Source organism: Streptomyces sp. NPDC006012, from assembly GCF_042871185.1.
Lineage (GTDB): Bacteria > Actinomycetota > Actinomycetes > Streptomycetales > Streptomycetaceae > Streptomyces.
The window spans coordinates 71660-88874 of the sequence record NZ_JBIAIE010000013.1 but is presented as its reverse complement, the minus strand read 5'-3'; the positions used below and the strand labels follow the sequence as shown (position 1 = coordinate 88874).

The following is a 17215-nucleotide window of genomic DNA, read 5'->3' as shown; positions in this document are numbered from 1 at the left end:
CCGGCGGTCGGTCACCCGACAGCCACGCCCGGGGTCCCGGCCGGAACACCGCCGGCCCCTGCCTGAAAACCGCCCGTCCCCCATCGGGTACCACCGCGCGATCTCGCACACCCACCTCCAGGAGGCCCGACCCATGCGGTCATCCTCGTTCAGTGCCCTGCGCGGAGCCCTCACCGGCTCCCCGCGCCGTACCTTCAGAGCCACGCTGGTCCTGGCCTTGACGGCCGGACTCGCCGCGGCGGTCCCGGCCGCCGCCGAGGCCACCGCCGGGCCGGCCCGGTCCACGACCGGGGCCGCGACATCGGCGGACACCGCCTCCGGCCTCGCCGCCAAGCCCTACATGGGCTGGTCGAGCTGGAGCATGCAGTCCTCCAGCTACCCCGGCCTGAACCCGGACGGCAACTACAGCTATCTCACCGAGGCGAACGTCCTGAAGCAGGCCGACGCCCTCGCCGGCACCCTGAAGAACTACGGGTACGACCACGTCAACATCGACGCCGGCTGGTGGATGGACAACAACTGGAAACCCGGGTACGACCAGTACGGCCGCCAGACACCCGATCCGGTCCGCTTCCCCCGCGGTATGAAGGCGGTCGCCGACCACATCCACGCCAAGGGCCTCAAGGCCGGCATCTACCTTCCCGTCGGTCTGGAAAAGGGCGGATACGGCGACGGCAAGCTGCCGATCTGGAACGCCCCCGGCTGCACCACCGCCGACATCGTCTACCCGGACCTGCGCACCACCAACGGCTGGGACAGCGCCTACAAGCTGAACTTCGACAACCCCTGCGCGCAGAAGTACATCGACTCGCAGGCGCAGATGTTCGCGGACTGGGGCTACGACTTCCTGAAGCTGGACGGGGTCGGCCCGGGCTCCTTCAAGTCCGGTGACAACTACGACAACGTCGCGGACGTCGCCGCCTGGCACAAGGCCATCGCCGGCACCGGACGCCCCATCCACCTCGAAATCTCCTGGTCGCTCGACATCGCGCATGCCGCCGACTGGAAGAAGTACTCCAACGGATGGCGCATCGACACCGACGTCGAGTGCTACTGCAACACCCTTGTCAGCTGGGAGAACTCGGTCAACGACCGGTGGAACGACGCTCCCGCGTGGAGCCGCAAGGCGGGCCCGGGCGGCTGGAACGACCTGGACGCGATCGACGTCGGCAACGGCGAGATGGACGGCCTCACCAAGGCCGAGCGGCAGAGCTACATGACTCTGTGGGCCATCAACAAGTCGCCGCTGTACACCGGTGACGACCTCACCAAGCTGGACAGCTACGGCCTCTCGCTGCTGACCAACAAGGAGGTCATTGCCGTCGACCAGAACGACTCGCCCGTCGCCCGTCCCGTCACCCCGGTGGGCGACCAGCAGGTCTGGGGGACCAAGAACTCCGACGGCAGCTACACCGTGGCCCTCTTCAACCTGGGCGACTCGCCGGCCTCCGTCACCGCCGACTGGGCGTCCTTCGGATTCACCGACGCCGCGTCCGTGCGCGACCTGTGGAGCCACCGGAACCTCGGACGGTACAAGAGCAGCATCACCGCGACGCTGCCCGCGCACGGCTCGCGGCTGTTCACCGTCACCCCCGGCGGCACCCGTGTGGCGACCACCGGCTACGAGGCCGAGTCCCCGGACAACACCGTGACCGGCAACGCCTCCGTCGCCACCTGTGACTCCTGCTCCGGCGGCAAGAAGGTCGGCAACCTCTACCTCGACAGCAAGCTGCAGTTCAACAACGTCACGGTGAAGAAGGCCGGCATCTACACCGTCAACGTCGCCTACGTCAGCGGCGACCCGCGCGCGGTGACCGTCTACTCCAACAGCGGCCACGGCACCAGCCTGAAGTTCCCGTCCACGGGCGACTGGGGCACGGCCGAAACCGTCAGCGTCCAGCTGGCCCTGAAGGCAGGTTCCAACACCATCACCTTCGCCAGCGGCGGGGACTACTCACCCGACATCGACAGGATCGACGTACCCAAGTCCGTCTGACCCCTCCCGCGGGGCCCGGAAGCGACACGACCGGGCCCCGCTCCCGGGGACCGTCCCCGCCCCCACACGGTCCCGCAGCATCCCGGCGTGCCCCAGGCCGCCGGATGCGCCCCGCACCACCCCCGACGGCCCGTTTCCGTCGTTCCCGCAGCGCCGTTCCCCGGACATGGAGTGCACAACGTGGACACCCAGCACACCGAATCGCGCGACGATCAGCCCAGCCGCAGAGGCTTCCTCACCCTCGCCGCCACCGCGGGCGTGACCGCCGCCCTCGCCGGCCTCCCCGCCTTCACCGCCTCCGCGGCCCCCCTCCGCCCCACCTCCTCACCCCTGCTGCCGGCGGACGCCGCCGCGAAGAACCAGCTGTGGTGGCAGGCCCCCGGCTCCCCCAACTCGATGATCCAGCAGGGTCTGCCGGTCGGGAACGGCCGCCTCGGAGCCCTCGCGGGCAACGACCCCGCCGGCGAACTGCTGACGATCACCGACGCCACCCTGTGGACCGGCGGTCTCAACGACACCCTGCAGAGCGACGGCCAGTTCCCCTACGGCCGCGAAGACTTCGGTTCGCTGACCCTGCTCGCCGAACTCACCGTCGACATACCGGGACACGACCTGGGCACCGTCGACAACTACCGCCGCACCCTTGACCTGGCGCAGGGCCTCGTCAGCGCCTCGTACGACCTGGCCGGCGTCACCTACCAGCGGCAGATCTTCGCCAGCCGACCCGATGACGTCATCGTCCTGTACTTCTCCCAGCGGGGCGGCGGCACCTACACCGGCACCGTCTCCCTCGCCGGCACCCACGGTGAGACCACCACCGCCGACAGCGCCGGGCGCTACGCCTCCTTCGGCGGCTCCTTCGCCAACGGGCTGAAGTACGGCGCGGCCGTCACCGCCTACAGCAGCAGCGGCAGGGTCGCCGTCGACGGCACGTCGATCTCCTTCAGCCGCTGCAAGGACCTCACCATCGTGGTCGGCGGCGGCACCGACTACGCGCCCGACGCGGCCGCCGGGTTCCGCAACCCCTCCCTGGAGCCCGAGCGCCTGGCGCGGACCAAGGTCCTGGACGCGGCGCGGAACTCCGCGACCGCCCTGCTGTACACCCATGTCGCCGACTTCCGCCCGGTGTTCGAGCGGTTGGACATCAACCTGGGCACGTCGTCCACCGCCCAGCGCAAGCTGGACACCTGGGGCCGGATCCAGGCTCGCCACCGGGACGACGTCCCCGACCCGGAGCTGGAGGCCGCCTACCTCCAGTTCGGCCGCTACCTGATGATCTCCGGGTCGCGGGGCAGTCTGCCGATGGGCCTGCAGGGACCGTGGCTGGACGGCAACGACCCGGACTGGATGGGCGACTACCACACGGACATCAACATCCAGATGAACTACTGGATGGCTGACCGGGCCGGTCTGTCCGACTGCTTCGACGCCTACGCGGACTACTGCGTCGCGCAGCTGCCCTGCTGGACGGAGGTCACTCAGCGGCTGTTCAACAGCCCCACCAACAGGTACCGCAACTCCAGCGGCAAGATCACGGGCTGGACCGTCGCCATCTCCACCAACCCCTACGGCGGAGGCGGCTGGTGGTGGCACCCCGCCGGCAACGCATGGATCTGCCAGAGCCTGTTCGAGCACTACGAGTACACGCAGGACGCCGCCTACCTCGAAAAGATCTACCCGCTCGTCAAGGGCGCCGTGGAGTTCTGGGAGGCCCGCCTCATCACCACGACCGTCACCGACGCCTCCGGCGCCTCGCGTGAGGTCCTCATCGCCGACAGCGACTGGTCGCCCGAGCAGGGTCCGCTCGACGCCAAGGGCATCACCTACGCCCAGGAACTGGTGTGGAACCTCTTCACCAACTACCGCACCGCCACGCAGGTGCTCGGCAAGGACACCGCCCACAGCGCGACCGTCGAGGATCTGCGCCGGCGCCTGTACCTGCCGGTGGTCAGCCCCAAGACCGGCTGGCTTGAGGAGTGGATGTCGCCCGACAACCTCGGTGAGACCACCCACCGCCATCTCTCCCCGCTCGTCGGCCTCTTCCCCGGCGACCGGATCCGCCCGGACGACTCCACGCCGAAGGACATCCTGGCCGGCACGACGGCCCTGCTGACCGCCCGGGGCATGGACAGCTACGGCTGGTCCAACGCCTGGCGCAGCCTGTGCTGGTCCCGGCTGAAGCACGCGGAGAACGCGTACCAGCTCGTCATCAACAACCTGAAGCCGTCGGCGCGCGGCAGCAACGGCACCGCGCCGAACCTCTTCGACATCATGGACATGGGGGAGGGGCGCGGCATCTTCCAGATCGACGCCAACTTCGGCACCCCGTCCGCGGTGGTCGAGATGCTGGTCTACTCGCGGCCGGGACACGTCGAACTGCTGCCCGCGCTGCCCGCCGCGTGGGCGGCGTCGGGCTCGGTCTCCGGCATCGGTGTCCGCGGCGGCTTCGTCGCCGACCTCAGCTGGAAGAACGGCAAGGTCACCCGGGCGACGCTGAGGAGCGTCGGCGGCCGTGACACCACCGTCGTCGCGGGCGGCTCCGCCCGGAAGATCAGCCTCAAGCCGGGGCAGTCCGTCACGCTGCGCAACTTCGGCTGACGTCGGCGCACCACACCTGACCGGCCGGTTCCGGTCAGGTGTGGTGGCGACGGGCCGCAGCGGCGGCGACGTACGAGCCGCCGCGGTGCCCCGATCCGTACGCGACCCGTCAACGGACCGGCCCCACCCGGGGCCGGACCGTCGAAGTCCCCTGCCCGGAGGGCAATGCGCGCTGCCCGCGGCAGGCGGCGCGACCTGACCGGGCCGACAGGGCTCTGCGATGCCGCCCCGACTGCCTCCATCGCAGCGCACCCAGAGCCGGCGAGCCCGGCCCGCCACGGACGACGAGAAGAGTGGAGATCGACGATGTCCCCCGACAAGGAAAGAACGCCAGCGGGTTCCCGGTCCCGCCGCAGGCCCCTGCTGGCCGCGGCCGGCGCGCTCACCGGCATGGCCCTCATGGTCGTCCCCCTGAGCACCGCGCACGCGGCGACCGCCGCGACCCCTTCACCAAGCGGCAAGGGCACCCGGGTCAGCGCCTGGTCACCGAGCATGACGACCGGCGGTCCCTCCTTCAGCAACCAGACCATCCGGATGGTGGTGCACAGCAGCGTCGCGGGTTCCGGCGCCCGGATCACCCTGTCCAACCGGTACAGCACCACCCCGCTCGACGCCACCGCCGTGGACGTGGCCGTCCAGGCGAACGGCGGGTCGGCGGTGCGCGGCACCTTCCGGAACCTCACCTTCGGCGGTTCCCGCCACGTCACGGTCCCGCCCGGCGAAGAGGCGGTCAGCGACGTCATCCCGATCTCGGTCGGCGCCGGGGAGAATCTGCTCGTCAGCCTCTACGTGCCCGGCACGACGGGCATGTCGACCTGGCACTCCGACGCGTTCGACACGACCTACATCGCCTCGGGCAACCACACCGGCGACGACACCGCCGACGCGTTCGGGACCACCACGACCTCGTGGTACTACCTGGCCGGACTGGACGTCGTCTCGCCGGCCGCGAAGGGCACCGTCGTCGCGTTCGGCGACTCCATCACCGACGGCTACCACTCCTCCACGGGGACCTACACCCGGTGGCCCGACTTCCTCGGACGCCGGCTGGAGGACCAGACCGGCCCGCAGCGGCTGAGCGTCGTCGACGCCGGCATCGGCGGCAACCGGGTCCTCACCGACGTGCCCAACCTGTGGCAGGGTGTCAGCGCCCTCAAGCGCTTCCGTCACGACGCCCTCGGCCAGCCGGGCGTGCGGGACGTGATCCTCTTCGAGGGCATCAACGACATCGGCAACAACGCCGGCCCCGACGGTGGGGCGCTGACGGCCCAGGACCTCGTCGACGGCTACCGCACCCTGATCGATGAGGCACACGCGGCCGGTGTAGACGTGATCGGCGCAACCCTGATGCCCGACCAGGGCAATGGGTACTACACGCCCGCCGCCGAGGAGATCCGGCAGAGCGTCAACCGGTGGATCCGCACCAGCGACGCCTTCGACGGCGTCATCGACTTCGACAAGACCATGCGCGACCCCGCGGACCCGGCCGCACTGAACCCGGCCTACGACGCGGGCGATCACATCCACCCCAATGACGCGGGCATGAAGGCGATGGCAGACGCCGTCGACCTGCGGCTCCTGCGTACCTGACACACGCAGGCGCCGGCCCGTCGGGAGGTGGCGCCCACGCGTCGGGATACGACGCGTGGGCGCCACCGTTCCTTTTCCGGCCCCCCCGAGGCCGGCCGGCCCCGGGGGCCCCTCCACGTAGCTGGTCAGCGCTGCCGAGTCGCCCGGGCCGCGCCGTGCCTGCGTTGCCGGTGCCCGTATTCGGTGATGGCCTTCCACAGGTCGCGGCGGTCGGCGTCCGGCCAGTAGCCGGGCGTGAAGTGCAGCTCGGCGTACGTGGCGTGCCAGGGCAGGAAGTTGGAGGTGCGCTGCTCTCCTCCGGTGCGCCACAGCAGGTCGACGTCCGGCAGGTCGGTGAGCGTCAGGTGGCGCGCGAAGTCCTCCTCACCGATGGCGCCGGGATCCAGGTCGCCGGCCTGCGCCGCGCGGGCGAGGGCCGCGGCGGCACGGGTGATTTCGTCCCGGCCGCCGTAGTTGAAGCAGAGAGTACAGGTCAGACCGGTGCGGGTGCGGGTGGTGGTCTCCTTGCGCCGCAGGGACTCGACGAGATCCACCGGCAGTTTCTCCGGGCGGCCGGACCAGCGCAGATGCACGTCCAAGTGGTGGAAGGGATCGTCGGCCAACTGGTGCCGCAGGAGGCCCATGATGCTTTCGACCTCCTCCGTGTCCCGTCTCCAGTTCTCGGTGGAGAACCCGTACACGGTCAGGTGGGACAGGCCGATCTCCAGGGCGCCGTAGATCATTTCCTGCAGGGCGCCGGCGCCGGCGCGATGGCCCTCGGCGCGGGGCAGACCGCGGTGTTCGGCCCAGCGGCCGTTGCCGTCCATGACGATGGCCACGTGGGCCGGCATCGCGTCGGGCCTGATCCGTGGTGGCCGGCAGCCGCTGGGATGACTCGGCGGCTGCCGGAATGCCGTCGCGCCCGCGGGTGGGCGTGCAGTCGTCCGGGGGCCGGCCGCAGTGGGCCGTTGTGCCGTGGGCGGCACGGTCAGCGGGGTGAGGCTCCATGCCAGGGCCGTCCGGACGCGAGCGGGGATCAGGACGCGTGCCTGCGCCACCGGTGAGGGACGGGCCTGGGAGCGCAGCAGGGCGGGGCCCGCCGCCTCGACGGCGTCGAGTTGGGCGAGCATGAGACCGGTCATCGCGTCGATGGCGATGGCGGGTCCCGGATGCATGCCGTGGGTCAGGCCGGGCTGGGTCACCCATCGGCGGGCGATGCCGGTCAGCTCGGCGACCAGGGCCGCCGCAGCCGTGCTCCAGCGGCCCTGTCGCAGGTCGTCCTCGGCCCCGGGGAACCGTTCGAGGAACGCGTCCGGAAGCAGCAGTTGGGGCTCGGCCAGGTCGTCGCCCAGATCACTGAGGGTGTCGGTGAGCCGGGCGCCGTGGAGTAACTGCTCGTAGCCCGCCTGCCGGTCCAGTCGCAGGACCACCGGCACGCCCGCCCGGTCGAGCAGATCCCGGAACAGGTCGTACGTGGGGGCGACATGGCCGCGGCTCCAGGCCCGCCACTGCGCCCAGTCGTCGAAGCGCCGGCGGTGCAGGTCGCCGAGGGACACCACCATCCCGTCCCGCAGCGCGGACAGATCCAGGTGCCACCGTGTCGCGGCGTCCACCAGGGCGAGCCGAACCGGGTCGGTGCTCGTCCCGGACACCAGGTCGGCCTCCAGCGCGGCAATCCAGTGCTCGGCCCGGGCGGCCCGCTCGGCCGCTGCGGTGTCCCGGTCGTCGATCAGGTCGTCGACCCGCGACACCGCCGCCCAGATCGCCCAGCACGCCGGGCGCAGCACGGAGGGCAGCAGACGGAAGAGGGCGTACGCGGCGGGATCCTGCTCGCGGGTCGCGCGGCGGCACACACGATAGGCGGCCCGCGGGGAGGTGCCGGCAGGGTCCGCGGGTACGGGGACGGGCCCATCGGCACCCGTGCCCGGCGGGCCGGCCGTCGTTCCGGCCGGTGGCCGCGCCCGCCGGTTCTTGCGGAGGCGTTCTCGAACTCGGGGCATGCCCATGTAGGACTCCAGCTGAAGACATGTGCCGGCCGACGGGTGCGGGTGCCGTGGAAGCGTCAACCGGTGGCCGCGGTACCGGCGTCGGCTGCCTGCTCCCCGCTCGCCCGGCGAGGTCCCGGCAGGGACGGCCGGGCCGCCGGGGGCAGGGCGTTGCGGGTGCGGCGGTGGAAGGCGAGGAGACCGGTCAGTGCGGCGGCGGCGAACCAGCCGGCCTGGATGGCGATGTGGTCGGGTACACCGCTGGTGGAGAAACCGGCGGCGGTGCTGGCCTGCATGGCGCCGTAGGAGGGCAGGAAGCGGATGACGGGGCTGTCGCTTCCGGAGCTGGTGATGGGGTTCTGCAGCCCGAGGTCGATGATGCTGGTCATCAGGATGGCGAACATGCCCTCGACCTCCCGGCGCATCACGGCTCCGAAGCCGACCCCGAGAACGCCGTAGGTCATGGCGGCGCTGAACAGCGCGACAGCGAGCAGGAAGGGCTGGCGCGGCGTCCAGATCAGGCAGGTGACGGCGGTGGCGTAGGCGGACACGGCGGCGGAGGCCACGGCGAGAGCGGCGACTTTCGCCAGGACGAGATGGGCGCGGGGATAGCCGGCCAGGGCCAGCCGGCGGTCGAAGTCGTGGCCGGCGAACGTGGCGGCGAACATCATGAACCCGGTGATCAGGGTGACGGCGTTGAGCGCGCCGCTGATCTCGGTGATCTCGTTGCCGTGCGGGGTCAGCATCTCTCCGGTGGCTCGCAGCCTCATCCGGACCGGGGAGCCGGGCATGATCAGGTACGCCAGCACGGTCCACAGCGGGATGAACACGGCGACCAGCGCCATCGCGAACCGATTGCGTACATGCTCGGTCAGCGCATACCGCGTCGCGGTGGCGAACAGCGTCGGCTGCCGCCTCATGCCGCGCTCGCGGCGAGCTGGAGCTGTCCGCCCTCAAGGCGCCACAGTTCGTCGAGGCGTTCGGCGTCGTACGCGAGATGTGAGACGACCAGGACCGAACGCCCGGCGTCGCGCAGCCGGGCGGCGAGAGCCCAGAACCGCTGGTAGGTGTCCCAGTCGAAGCCCTGGTAGGGCTCGTCCAGGAGCAGCACCTGCGGGTCGTGCATCAGCGCCAGGGTCAGGTTCAGTTTCTGCCGGGTCCCGCCGCTGAGCACCCCGGCGCGTACGTCGGCGTACTCGGCGAAACCCAGGACGTCCATCGCCTCCTCGGCGTGGCGCAGGTCGGCCAGGCCGAAGGCGGTCCGGAAGAACTCCAGGTGCTGCCGGACGGTGAAGGCGTCGTTGAGCACGGTGTGCTGCGGGCAGTATCCGAAGCGGCCGTGGTGACGGACGGTGCCACGGGTGGGGCGCAGCTCACCCGAGAGGATCCTGAGCAGCGTGGACTTGCCCGCGCCGTTCTCGCCGACGATGCCCGCCACCGCACCGGGACGCAGATCGAAGTCGACTCCCCGCAGCACCGGACGGTGACGGTAGGAGTGATGCACTTCCCTGACCTTCACCCGGTCGCTCCACCGGTGGCGTGCAGGACCGTCCGTACGGTGGTCGCAGCCGGGACAGCCCGGCGTCCAGGACACCTCATAGCCCCTCCAGCAGGTCGGTCGTGGGCAGCCCGGCAACCGCCGCGAGAGCGCGAACGGTGCGCTGTGGTACGGGAGTTGGTGTTATTTCTGGCTCTTAAAAGACCGTACAGTCGGCTAAATGAGTTTTTGACTTGCCGGCCGGCTAATCCCCTCGATCGGGTGACGATGCGTGTTCGGCGTGTCCCAGCCCCGGCCCCGGCCGTCCACGGGTGGCCGACCATGCCGGCGGACACGCCGCGCAGGGGGTGCGGGTGCGGGTGCGAACGGCGGACGGGCCGGTCCATGAGGACCGGCCCGTCCTTCGTCCCTTCGCTTTCCGCGCTCCTTGCGCTACTTGCGCTTCAGGGTGAAGTTGCTGGTGACCGTCGCTCCCTTCGTGAGCTTCACCGTCGTCACGGTCGGTTGGTAGCCGTCCTTGGCGACGATGACGGTGAGGGGGTTGCTGCGGACGTCGAGCCACAGGGCGTACGTGCCGTCGGACGCCGTGGTCAGCGTGTACGTCGAGGCCCAGCTGTCGATCTGCACGGTCGCCCCGGCCAGCGGCGCGGTGCCGCCGGTGGCCGTGGCCCCCAGGACGGTGCCGGTGATCTTGCCCCAGGTCTTGGGCGGGTTGACGTGCAGGCTGACCGGGACGCGCGGCACGGAGTACGGCGTGTCGGTGCTCACGCCCAGGTAGGCGGTCAGGTCACCGGGCTGGCTCACCTCGGGAACCGAGGCGTCCAGGGAGACGGTGACGGTCGCGCTCGCACCGGGCTCCAGGGTGATCTGCTGGGTGCTCTCGTTCAGCCAGGTGACGTCGCCCGACCCGGTCTGGTCGTAGCCGGGCAGCAGCTCGGCCCTGGGCGTCGGGGTGCCGGGAGCGATGCCTCCGCCGACCTTGTAGAAGCCGGCGGCGCCGCCGCCGCGGTACGTGGCGACGGTGGGGTTGGGGAGCGCGCTCCAGGTGCCGGACGCAGGGTCGAATGCCTGGCTCCGGTTGGTCAGCGCGTTGTTGCTGACGCCACTGGCCAGCAGCAGCTGGCCGTTGGCCGCGGTGTAGGACGAACCCCACTGCGTGGCAGGCAGGTCCGCGAGCTTGGACCAGCTGTCGGCGGCCGGGTCGTAGACGTAGGTGTGGGCGATGTCGTTGTTGTCGGCGCCCAGACCGCCGGCGCAGTAGAGCAGGCCGTCGATGGCGCCGCACGCCTGCCAGGAGACCGGCTCCGGATAGGCGGCGATCATGGACCAGCTGTCGGTCGCCGGGTCGTAGACACTGGCGTCGGTGGTGCCGCAGGACGTGGCGGCGCACCCGCCGACCATGTAGAGCTTGCCGTCGAGGACGGCGGTGCCGGAGGCGGCGTACGGCTTGGGCGCGGGCGCTCCGGTGGTCCAGCTGTCCGAGCTGGGGTCGTAGATCTCCAGCTTCGCGTCCGGGCTGGCGGACGGGCCCCAGCCACCGGCGGCGTAGAACTTGCCGTCGATGAAGCCGTGGGCGGGGTCCTCGCGGGTGTCGGACGCGCTCGCCAGCTTCGTCCAGCTGCCGGCGACCGGGTCGAGGACGTACATGGCATTGCTGTCGGCCGATCCGGTGAACCCGAAGGCCGAGTAGACCTTGCCGTCCTGCGTGCTGACGGCGTTGTCCATGATGGCGGCCGGGAAGTCCGGGGCCGCCTGCCAGGGGCCGTCGGCCGGGGCGGCGGACGGCTTGGCCGTACCGCCGGTGGCGTGGGCCTTGCTGGACAGCGCGGTGAAGTCGCCCTTGACGGTCTGCGGCGCGGCGCCCTTGCCCTGCTGGGTGAAGCCGCCGGCCTGCTCGCCGAGCTTGACCGTGGCGGGAGCGCCGCCGGTGTTCTTCACGGTCAGGTTCTGCGTCTTGGAACCGCCCCAGGCGACGGTGGCGGCGACCGAGGCGGGGGTGACCGTGATCTTCCCGGCCTTGAGCTTGAAGTCGGCCTCGACCGCGCTGTCGGCGCCTACCTGCGCCGTCTTGTCCAGCGAGGTGTACTTGCTCTTGGCCGCGGTGAAGGCGTGGCCGCCGAGGGTGCTGGAGAACAGCGAGTAGAAGCCGTCGGTGAGGTTCGGGTCGTCCGGGGTCGCCACCGTGGTGGCCTGCTCGGCGGGCTTGTCCTGGCTGGTGACGGTGGCACCGACCACGCCCGCGTCGGTGTTGGCGTCGGTCACGGTGCCGACGACCAGAGCACCCGGGGCGGGTTTGACAGCGCGGTTGCCGACGAACACGTTGTCGACGGCCCAGAACCAGCCGAAGCGCGACGCGAAGCGGAAGCGCAACTGCACCGCGGAATCGTCCGCGAAAGCGGAGAGCGGGACGGTGATCCGCTGACCGGTGATGGACGCTCCGGCGGTCCAGACCTTGGTCCAGGTCGCGCCACCGTCCGCGGTCGCGTCGACTTCGGCGGTCTGGTTGCTGAACTGCATGTACTGCGTGTTGAACGCCAGCTCCGGGTCGTCCTTGCCGGTGAAGTCGTAGACCGGGCTCACCAGTGCGGAGTCCTGGGTGGCGCCGCCGCCGAAGTGGTCGCTGTCGGCGATGGCGAACGCACCGTCACCGCCGGTCTGGTTGCCGCGGTTGCCGGGGTCGTCGAACTCCCAGCCGCCGGTGGTCCCGTCGGCGTTGACCACCTGCCAGCCCTCGGGCGCGGCGTCGGTGGCGTCGAAGGGTTCGGTGCTGCCGGTCTCGTCGACCTCGTAGCCGGGCGTGCTGCTCGCCCATGAGTCGACGGGAACCGGGAAGCCCACGGTCTGCGCGGAGTCACCGACGTCGATCTTCTTGGTGACGGCCTGGTAGCCGGTGGTGGCCGTCGCGACGTGCAGGGTGTAGGTGTGCCCCTCGGGCAGGTCGAGGCGGTAGGAGCCGGTGGCCGGGTCGGTCCACACCGAGCCGGGGACGCCGTCCGCGGTGATCTTGGCGTAGAGCGGCCAGCCGTGTCCGGAGCCGTCGGTGACCTTGCCGCTGACGGTCCGGCTGGGCACGGCGGTGAGGGAGAAGCTCTTGGTCAGCGTGGCACCGTCGTCGACCACGACGCCGTCGGCCGAGCCGGTGGCGTAGCCGAACGCCTCGACGGTGACGTCGTAGGTCCCGGCGGGCAGCGTCAGGGAGTACGCGCCCGAGGCATCGGTGTGCGCGACGTTGGTGCCCGCGGTGATGGTCGCGCCGCTGACCGCCTTGCCGGTGGCGCTGTCGGTCACGCTGCCGGAGATCACGCCGTGCGGGCCGCTGCGGAACGCGGACAGGCCGGTGGGCGTGCCGAGGCCGGTCGGACCGTCGTAACCGGTGGTGCCGTTGCACAGGTAGGCCGGGGAGCAACTGCCGTTGCTGCCGGTGGTGATGTCGTTGATCCCGGCACCTGCCGCGTACGGGTAGGAGTTCGGGTAGGTGCCGGCCACCGGGGTGCCTGCGGCGGCGTACACGGACGCGATGATGGGCGCGGAGACGCTGGTGCCGCCGTACACCGCCCAGCCGTCGTTGCCGTAGGTCTGGTAGACCGCCACGTCCTCCGCGACGGCGGAGACGTCGGCGAGCGATCGGTTGTCACAGCCGGTGTCGTGCTGGAAGGCCGGCTTGGGCTCGTACAGCGAGCAGCCGGAGCCGGCCAGGCTCCAGGCGGACTCCGTCCAGCCGCGCGGCGTGGACGTGTCCCGGGTCAGCTTGGTGCCGCCGACCGCGGTCACGTACTGGGAGGCGGCCGGGTAACCGACGCCGTAGGCGTAGTCGCCCGTGGACGCGGTGATCGCGACACCCGGGTGGTTGTAGTGCGCGTCCAGCGTCGTGGTCTCGGACGGATCCTCACCGGCCCCGCCGCGGTAGTCGGTGCCGTAGGAGTTGGAGACGAACTTCGCGCCGAGCGCGACCGCCTCGTCGACCGCCGCGGAGAGACCTTCGAAGCTGTTGTCGTCGGCCTCGACCAGCAGGATGTGCGCGTTGGGCGCGATCGCGGAGACCATGTCGAGGTCGAGCGAGATCTCCCCGGCCCAGCCCGGGTCCGGGGCGGGGTAGTCCGTCCCGCCGCGCTGGTCGACCTTCTTGAAGCAGCCGTTGGCCGTGGTGCAGGCCGGCAGTCCGTACTGCGCGCGGTAGACGGCGAGGTCGGCCTCGGCGGTGGGGTCGTCGAAGGCGTCCACGATGGCGACGGTCTGCCCGCCGCCGCCGTCGGCGGGCAGGTTGTAGGCGCTGCGCAGATCGCCGGCGCCGTAGCCGTTCGGCGTGTCGGCTGCCCGCATCAGCCCCTTGACCGACTTGACGTCGGAGCGGCGCTGGGCGAAGCAGGTGAAGTGATTGCGCTCGGGGACGTCGCAGGCGGACTCGAAGCGGGGGCGGCTGTTGGTGGCCGAAGTGGCCGAAGTGGCCGAGGCGGCCGAGGCGGAGACGGCCGCGGATGCCGCGGCCGAGGCCGGTGCCTGGAGGCCGAGCACCGCCATCGCAGCGGCGCCGAGGACGGCCAGGCTCGCGCAGATTCTTCGTCGGATCGGGTTTGCGGTTCTCACCATGGTGCGCAACGTGTGACTCCCATGCGTGGTTGCAGGGGTCGACCCGTAAGCGGCTCTCGGGCGACGGTGAATGTCCGAGTATTCACCGGTGGCTAATTAGCGAGACCGGTCCCACGTGTGTCAATCAGTAGCCCTCCGCAGTCGCTGTGACTCACCGTCAGGGCAGGGGTGCCGATCCTTCACTTTCGGCGTGTCATTCATAGGTGTTTCACCCGGAATGCACAGCTCCGGGTGTCCGATGAGCGGACACATGGCCGCCGTGGCGGCCTTCCACTCGCCGAAATGTGTCGAAGGCGTGAACACGACAAGGCGCCAAACCGCCAGGTCCCCGCACTGGCCGGTCGGGGCGCCCAGTCGGGCGTTTGTGCTGGTCAACACCAGTCGTATCCGCATCCGGTGGCTGCGTGGCCGTCGGCGGACGTCCGTGGACGGCCGAGCCCGGCCGGGGCCTGCCCGGTCGGCCCTCGACCACCCGTCGCCCGGCCGTGCGGAATTCGAGACCGCCGGGCGACGGCCGCCCCGTGCACCGCGGTGCGCCGGCCGGCGTTCCGGGACTTGCCGTTCGCCGTTCGCCGTTCGCCGTTCGGAGTTCGTCGCTCGGCGTCAGGCCCGTGCCCCGTGCTCGGGCTCCGGCCGCCACCAACCGCGGCTGGCGGCGAGCACCCCGGCCTGGAACCGGCTGGCCGCCCCCAGCCGGCCGAGCAGCGCGTGCACCCGGCGCTGCACCGTGCGGTACCCGATGCCCAGTTGGCGGGCGATGGCCTCGTCCGGCATGCCCATGGCCAGCAGTGAGATGATCCGCCGTTCCTCGTCGTTGATGAACTCGCCCGGGCCGACGGACGCGGTCTTTCCCGGCATATAGGGCTGGGCCTGCTCCCACAACGACTCGAAGAGGGTGGACAGCGCGTCCAGCAGGGCCGAGGGGTGGACGAGGATGCACGCGTCCAGAATCTGCGGGGTGGCCAGCAGTGGGATGAGCGCGGCCTGGTCGTCGGCGATGATCATCTTCATGGGTGCCTCGGGCAGGAACCGCACCTCCTCGCCCGACGCGATGTCGGCCTCCACCCGCGCCAGGGCCCCGGGCAGGCTCAGGATGTCGCGGGCGTGCAGAAAGCGGCTGCGCACGCTGCGTCCGGCGATGGCGGCGGCGGAGCTGACGCGTTCGCCGTCGCTCGCCTGGGCGTAGGGAGGCGCGTCGATGCCGCGCAACTCCCGCTCGGCACGGTTGAACAACTGCTGCCCGCAGCGGGCCACGCCGTCGCGGCCGGTGACGACCTGGATCAGCGCGGTCGAGTCACGGCTGCTGCGGGCCTCGCGGTGCCGCTCGGTGAGCTGTTCGGACAGCGCGCGCACTCGGTGGATGTCCCGCTCGCGAGCGAGCAGGAGGACTTCCAGGGCATGTTCGGGCGGCAGCGCGGTATACGCGGGCGGGCTGCCCGGCAGCCGCGATATCAGGCCGCCGTCCTCCAGTCGTACCAGGGCGCCACCGGCCACGTCGGGCTCGACGCCGGTACGGCGGCACAACTCCTCAACGGACAGCGGCGGGTTGTCGACCAGGATGAAATACAGTGCCTCGGCAGGCTGGTCCAGCCCGAGAACTTCCAGCATGGTCACCTCCGACCACAACGTAGCCTGCGGCACCTATGTGTTTGAACAGCTGACGATCACTGATCATGTTGTTGGAACATCCGACGCGCCGGGTGCCCACTCGCCTGCTGCGACGAAGCGAGGAATAGTGGTCGAAATCCCCCCGAAACGCCTTTGGCCGGATCGCGGTCTCCGTGGATCCCCGTGGAGCACCCCGCCGATGCGGACCCCGGGCACCTGTCCGCAAACCACTTCACGGCCGCCGGGGACGCCCAGCGGGTCACACACGTCCCCTGCGCCCTCCGGGGCATGCCCGACATCCCTCGGGACATGTCCGGCGGCCGTGTGCACCGGCAGGCATGTGTCGACCGGATGTTGCCGCTGCCGAGATGCACCCGCGTACGTACCGGCCGCGGTGGGACGACCGTCATTGGTGCGATGGCGCCCGACCCGGCCGCCTGGACGGCTCGCGGTCACTGATCCGAGGCCGCCCCGGGCGGCGGCCGGGCGAGCAACGTGTCTCGACCGTGGTCGGTCCCCTGTGCCGCCCGAGGGTCAGGAGGGTGCGGCATCAGACGTCTGATGTCCCCGGTAGGCTGTCCGCGTGGCTTCACGAGAGAGGGGTCCTGAGGTGACTTCAGCGCGTCAGCAGGAGGTGAGGATGGCAGCCCGGCCGTCGCTGCGCCAGGAGGTCACCGAGGCGATCAAGAGTTACATCCTCGACAACCAGTTGGAGCCGGGGGATCCGCTGCCCTCGGAGGCGGAACTGTGCGCGGCCCTGGGTGCCAGCCGCTCCAGCATCCGCGAGGCCGTGAAGACGCTGGCCGTGCTGGACATCGTCGAGGTGCGGCGCGGCCATGGAACGTATGTGGGCCGGCTCAGTCTGTCGGCGCTCGTGGAAGGTCTCGCCTTCCGCGGTCTGCTCAGTCCCAAGGACGACTTCCGGACCCTGTCCGAACTGGTCGAGGTCCGCGAGCTGATCGAACGTGGCATGGCCGAGCGCATTCTGGCGACCCTGTCGCCCGCGGACCTGGACGCCCTGGACGCGCTCGTCGACGACATGGGCCGGCGGGGCGCCCATGACGGCGAAGGCTTCGCCGGGTGTGATCGCGCCTTCCACGAGCGGCTGATGGAACCCCTGGACAACAAGCTCGTCGGTCAGCTCTCGCTGGCCTTCTGGGACGTGTACGCCCTGGTCGCGCCGCAACTGCAAGGTATCTCCGCGAAGGACGAGGCGGACACGATCGCGGATCACCGTGCGATCGTGCGTGCGGCCAGGGAGGGCGACGCGGACGGCTTCGTGCGTGCCATCGCCGGCCATTACGCACCGGTGCGCAGAAGGCTGGCCGCGGTGCGGGTCCCCGGGGGCGGGGAGTAGCGGACCGCTCGGACGGA

9 protein-coding genes are annotated in these 17215 nt (G+C 70.7%); 4 read left to right on the top strand and 5 right to left on the bottom strand.

Going from position 1 to position 17215, the window contains the following annotated elements; translation table 11 throughout:
- The first annotated feature begins 133 nt into the window (after positions 1 to 133).
- The 3 genes from ACFYPJ_RS22565 (at position 134) to ACFYPJ_RS22555 (ending at position 6184) form a co-directional block, all read left to right on the top strand.
- The gene (locus tag ACFYPJ_RS22565; protein WP_389019926.1) at positions 134 to 1996 is read left to right on the top strand and encodes an alpha-galactosidase D; all 1863 of its coding nucleotides are present in this window, start codon (positions 134 to 136) and stop codon (positions 1994 to 1996) included.
- A gap of 180 nt (positions 1997 to 2176) precedes the next feature.
- A complete protein-coding gene (locus tag ACFYPJ_RS22560) occupies positions 2177 to 4594 on the top strand; it encodes a glycoside hydrolase N-terminal domain-containing protein (RefSeq protein WP_389019923.1) in 2418 nt (805 codons plus the stop codon).
- A 306-nt stretch (positions 4595 to 4900) separates the two neighbouring features.
- Positions 4901 to 6184: an SGNH/GDSL hydrolase family protein gene (locus ACFYPJ_RS22555; protein ID WP_389019920.1), complete on the top strand. Its 1284-nt coding sequence runs from the start codon at positions 4901 to 4903 to the stop codon at positions 6182 to 6184.
- A 125-nt stretch (positions 6185 to 6309) separates the two neighbouring features.
- Here ACFYPJ_RS22555 and uppS read toward each other — a convergent pair whose 3' ends face one another.
- The 5 genes from uppS to ACFYPJ_RS22530 form a co-directional block, all read right to left on the bottom strand.
- Complete coding sequence (gene uppS / locus ACFYPJ_RS22550; protein ID WP_389019917.1) at positions 6310 to 8163, bottom strand: polyprenyl diphosphate synthase; 1854 nt, start codon at positions 8161 to 8163, stop codon at positions 6310 to 6312.
- A gap of 62 nt (positions 8164 to 8225) precedes the next feature.
- Positions 8226 to 9068 carry an ABC transporter permease gene (locus ACFYPJ_RS22545; protein WP_389019914.1) on the bottom strand — a complete coding sequence of 281 codons (843 nt, stop codon included), beginning with the start codon at positions 9066 to 9068 and terminating at the stop codon, positions 8226 to 8228.
- Complete coding sequence (locus ACFYPJ_RS22540) at positions 9065 to 9667, bottom strand: ABC transporter ATP-binding protein (protein ID WP_389019911.1); 603 nt, start codon at positions 9665 to 9667, stop codon at positions 9065 to 9067. Before ACFYPJ_RS22540 ends, ACFYPJ_RS22545 begins: the two co-directional genes overlap by 4 nt.
- 411 nt (positions 9668 to 10078) lie before the next feature.
- Complete coding sequence (locus ACFYPJ_RS22535; protein ID WP_389019908.1) at positions 10079 to 14233, bottom strand: carboxypeptidase regulatory-like domain-containing protein; 4155 nt, start codon at positions 14231 to 14233, stop codon at positions 10079 to 10081.
- A gap of 603 nt (positions 14234 to 14836) precedes the next feature.
- Positions 14837 to 15841, bottom strand: a complete 1005-nt coding sequence (locus ACFYPJ_RS22530) for a helix-turn-helix domain-containing protein (RefSeq protein WP_389019905.1) — start codon at positions 15839 to 15841, stop codon at positions 14837 to 14839.
- A 640-nt stretch (positions 15842 to 16481) separates the two neighbouring features.
- Here ACFYPJ_RS22530 and ACFYPJ_RS22525 point away from each other — a divergent pair.
- The gene (locus tag ACFYPJ_RS22525) at positions 16482 to 17198 is read left to right on the top strand and encodes a FadR/GntR family transcriptional regulator (protein WP_389019902.1); all 717 of its coding nucleotides are present in this window, start codon (positions 16482 to 16484) and stop codon (positions 17196 to 17198) included.
- Positions 17199 to 17215 lie beyond the last annotated feature (17 nt).

Bases quoted from the DNA above. Each gene is read 5' to 3' on its own strand.
- ACFYPJ_RS22565 (WP_389019926.1), top strand. From the start codon at position 134: ATGCGGTCATCCTCGTTCAGTGCCCTGCGCGGAGCCCTCACCGGCTCC.
- ACFYPJ_RS22555 (WP_389019920.1), top strand. From the start codon at position 4,901: ATGTCCCCCGACAAGGAAAGAACGCCAGCGGGTTCCCGGTCCCGCCGC.
- uppS (WP_389019917.1), bottom strand. From the start codon at position 8,163: ATGCCCCGAGTTCGAGAACGCCTCCGCAAGAACCGGCGGGCGCGGCCA.
- ACFYPJ_RS22545 (WP_389019914.1), bottom strand. From the start codon at position 9,068: ATGAGGCGGCAGCCGACGCTGTTCGCCACCGCGACGCGGTATGCGCTG.
- ACFYPJ_RS22535 (WP_389019908.1), bottom strand. From the start codon at position 14,233: ATGGTGAGAACCGCAAACCCGATCCGACGAAGAATCTGCGCGAGCCTG.
- ACFYPJ_RS22530 (WP_389019905.1), bottom strand. From the start codon at position 15,841: ATGCTGGAAGTTCTCGGGCTGGACCAGCCTGCCGAGGCACTGTATTTC.
- ACFYPJ_RS22525 (WP_389019902.1), top strand. From the start codon at position 16,482: ATGGCAGCCCGGCCGTCGCTGCGCCAGGAGGTCACCGAGGCGATCAAG.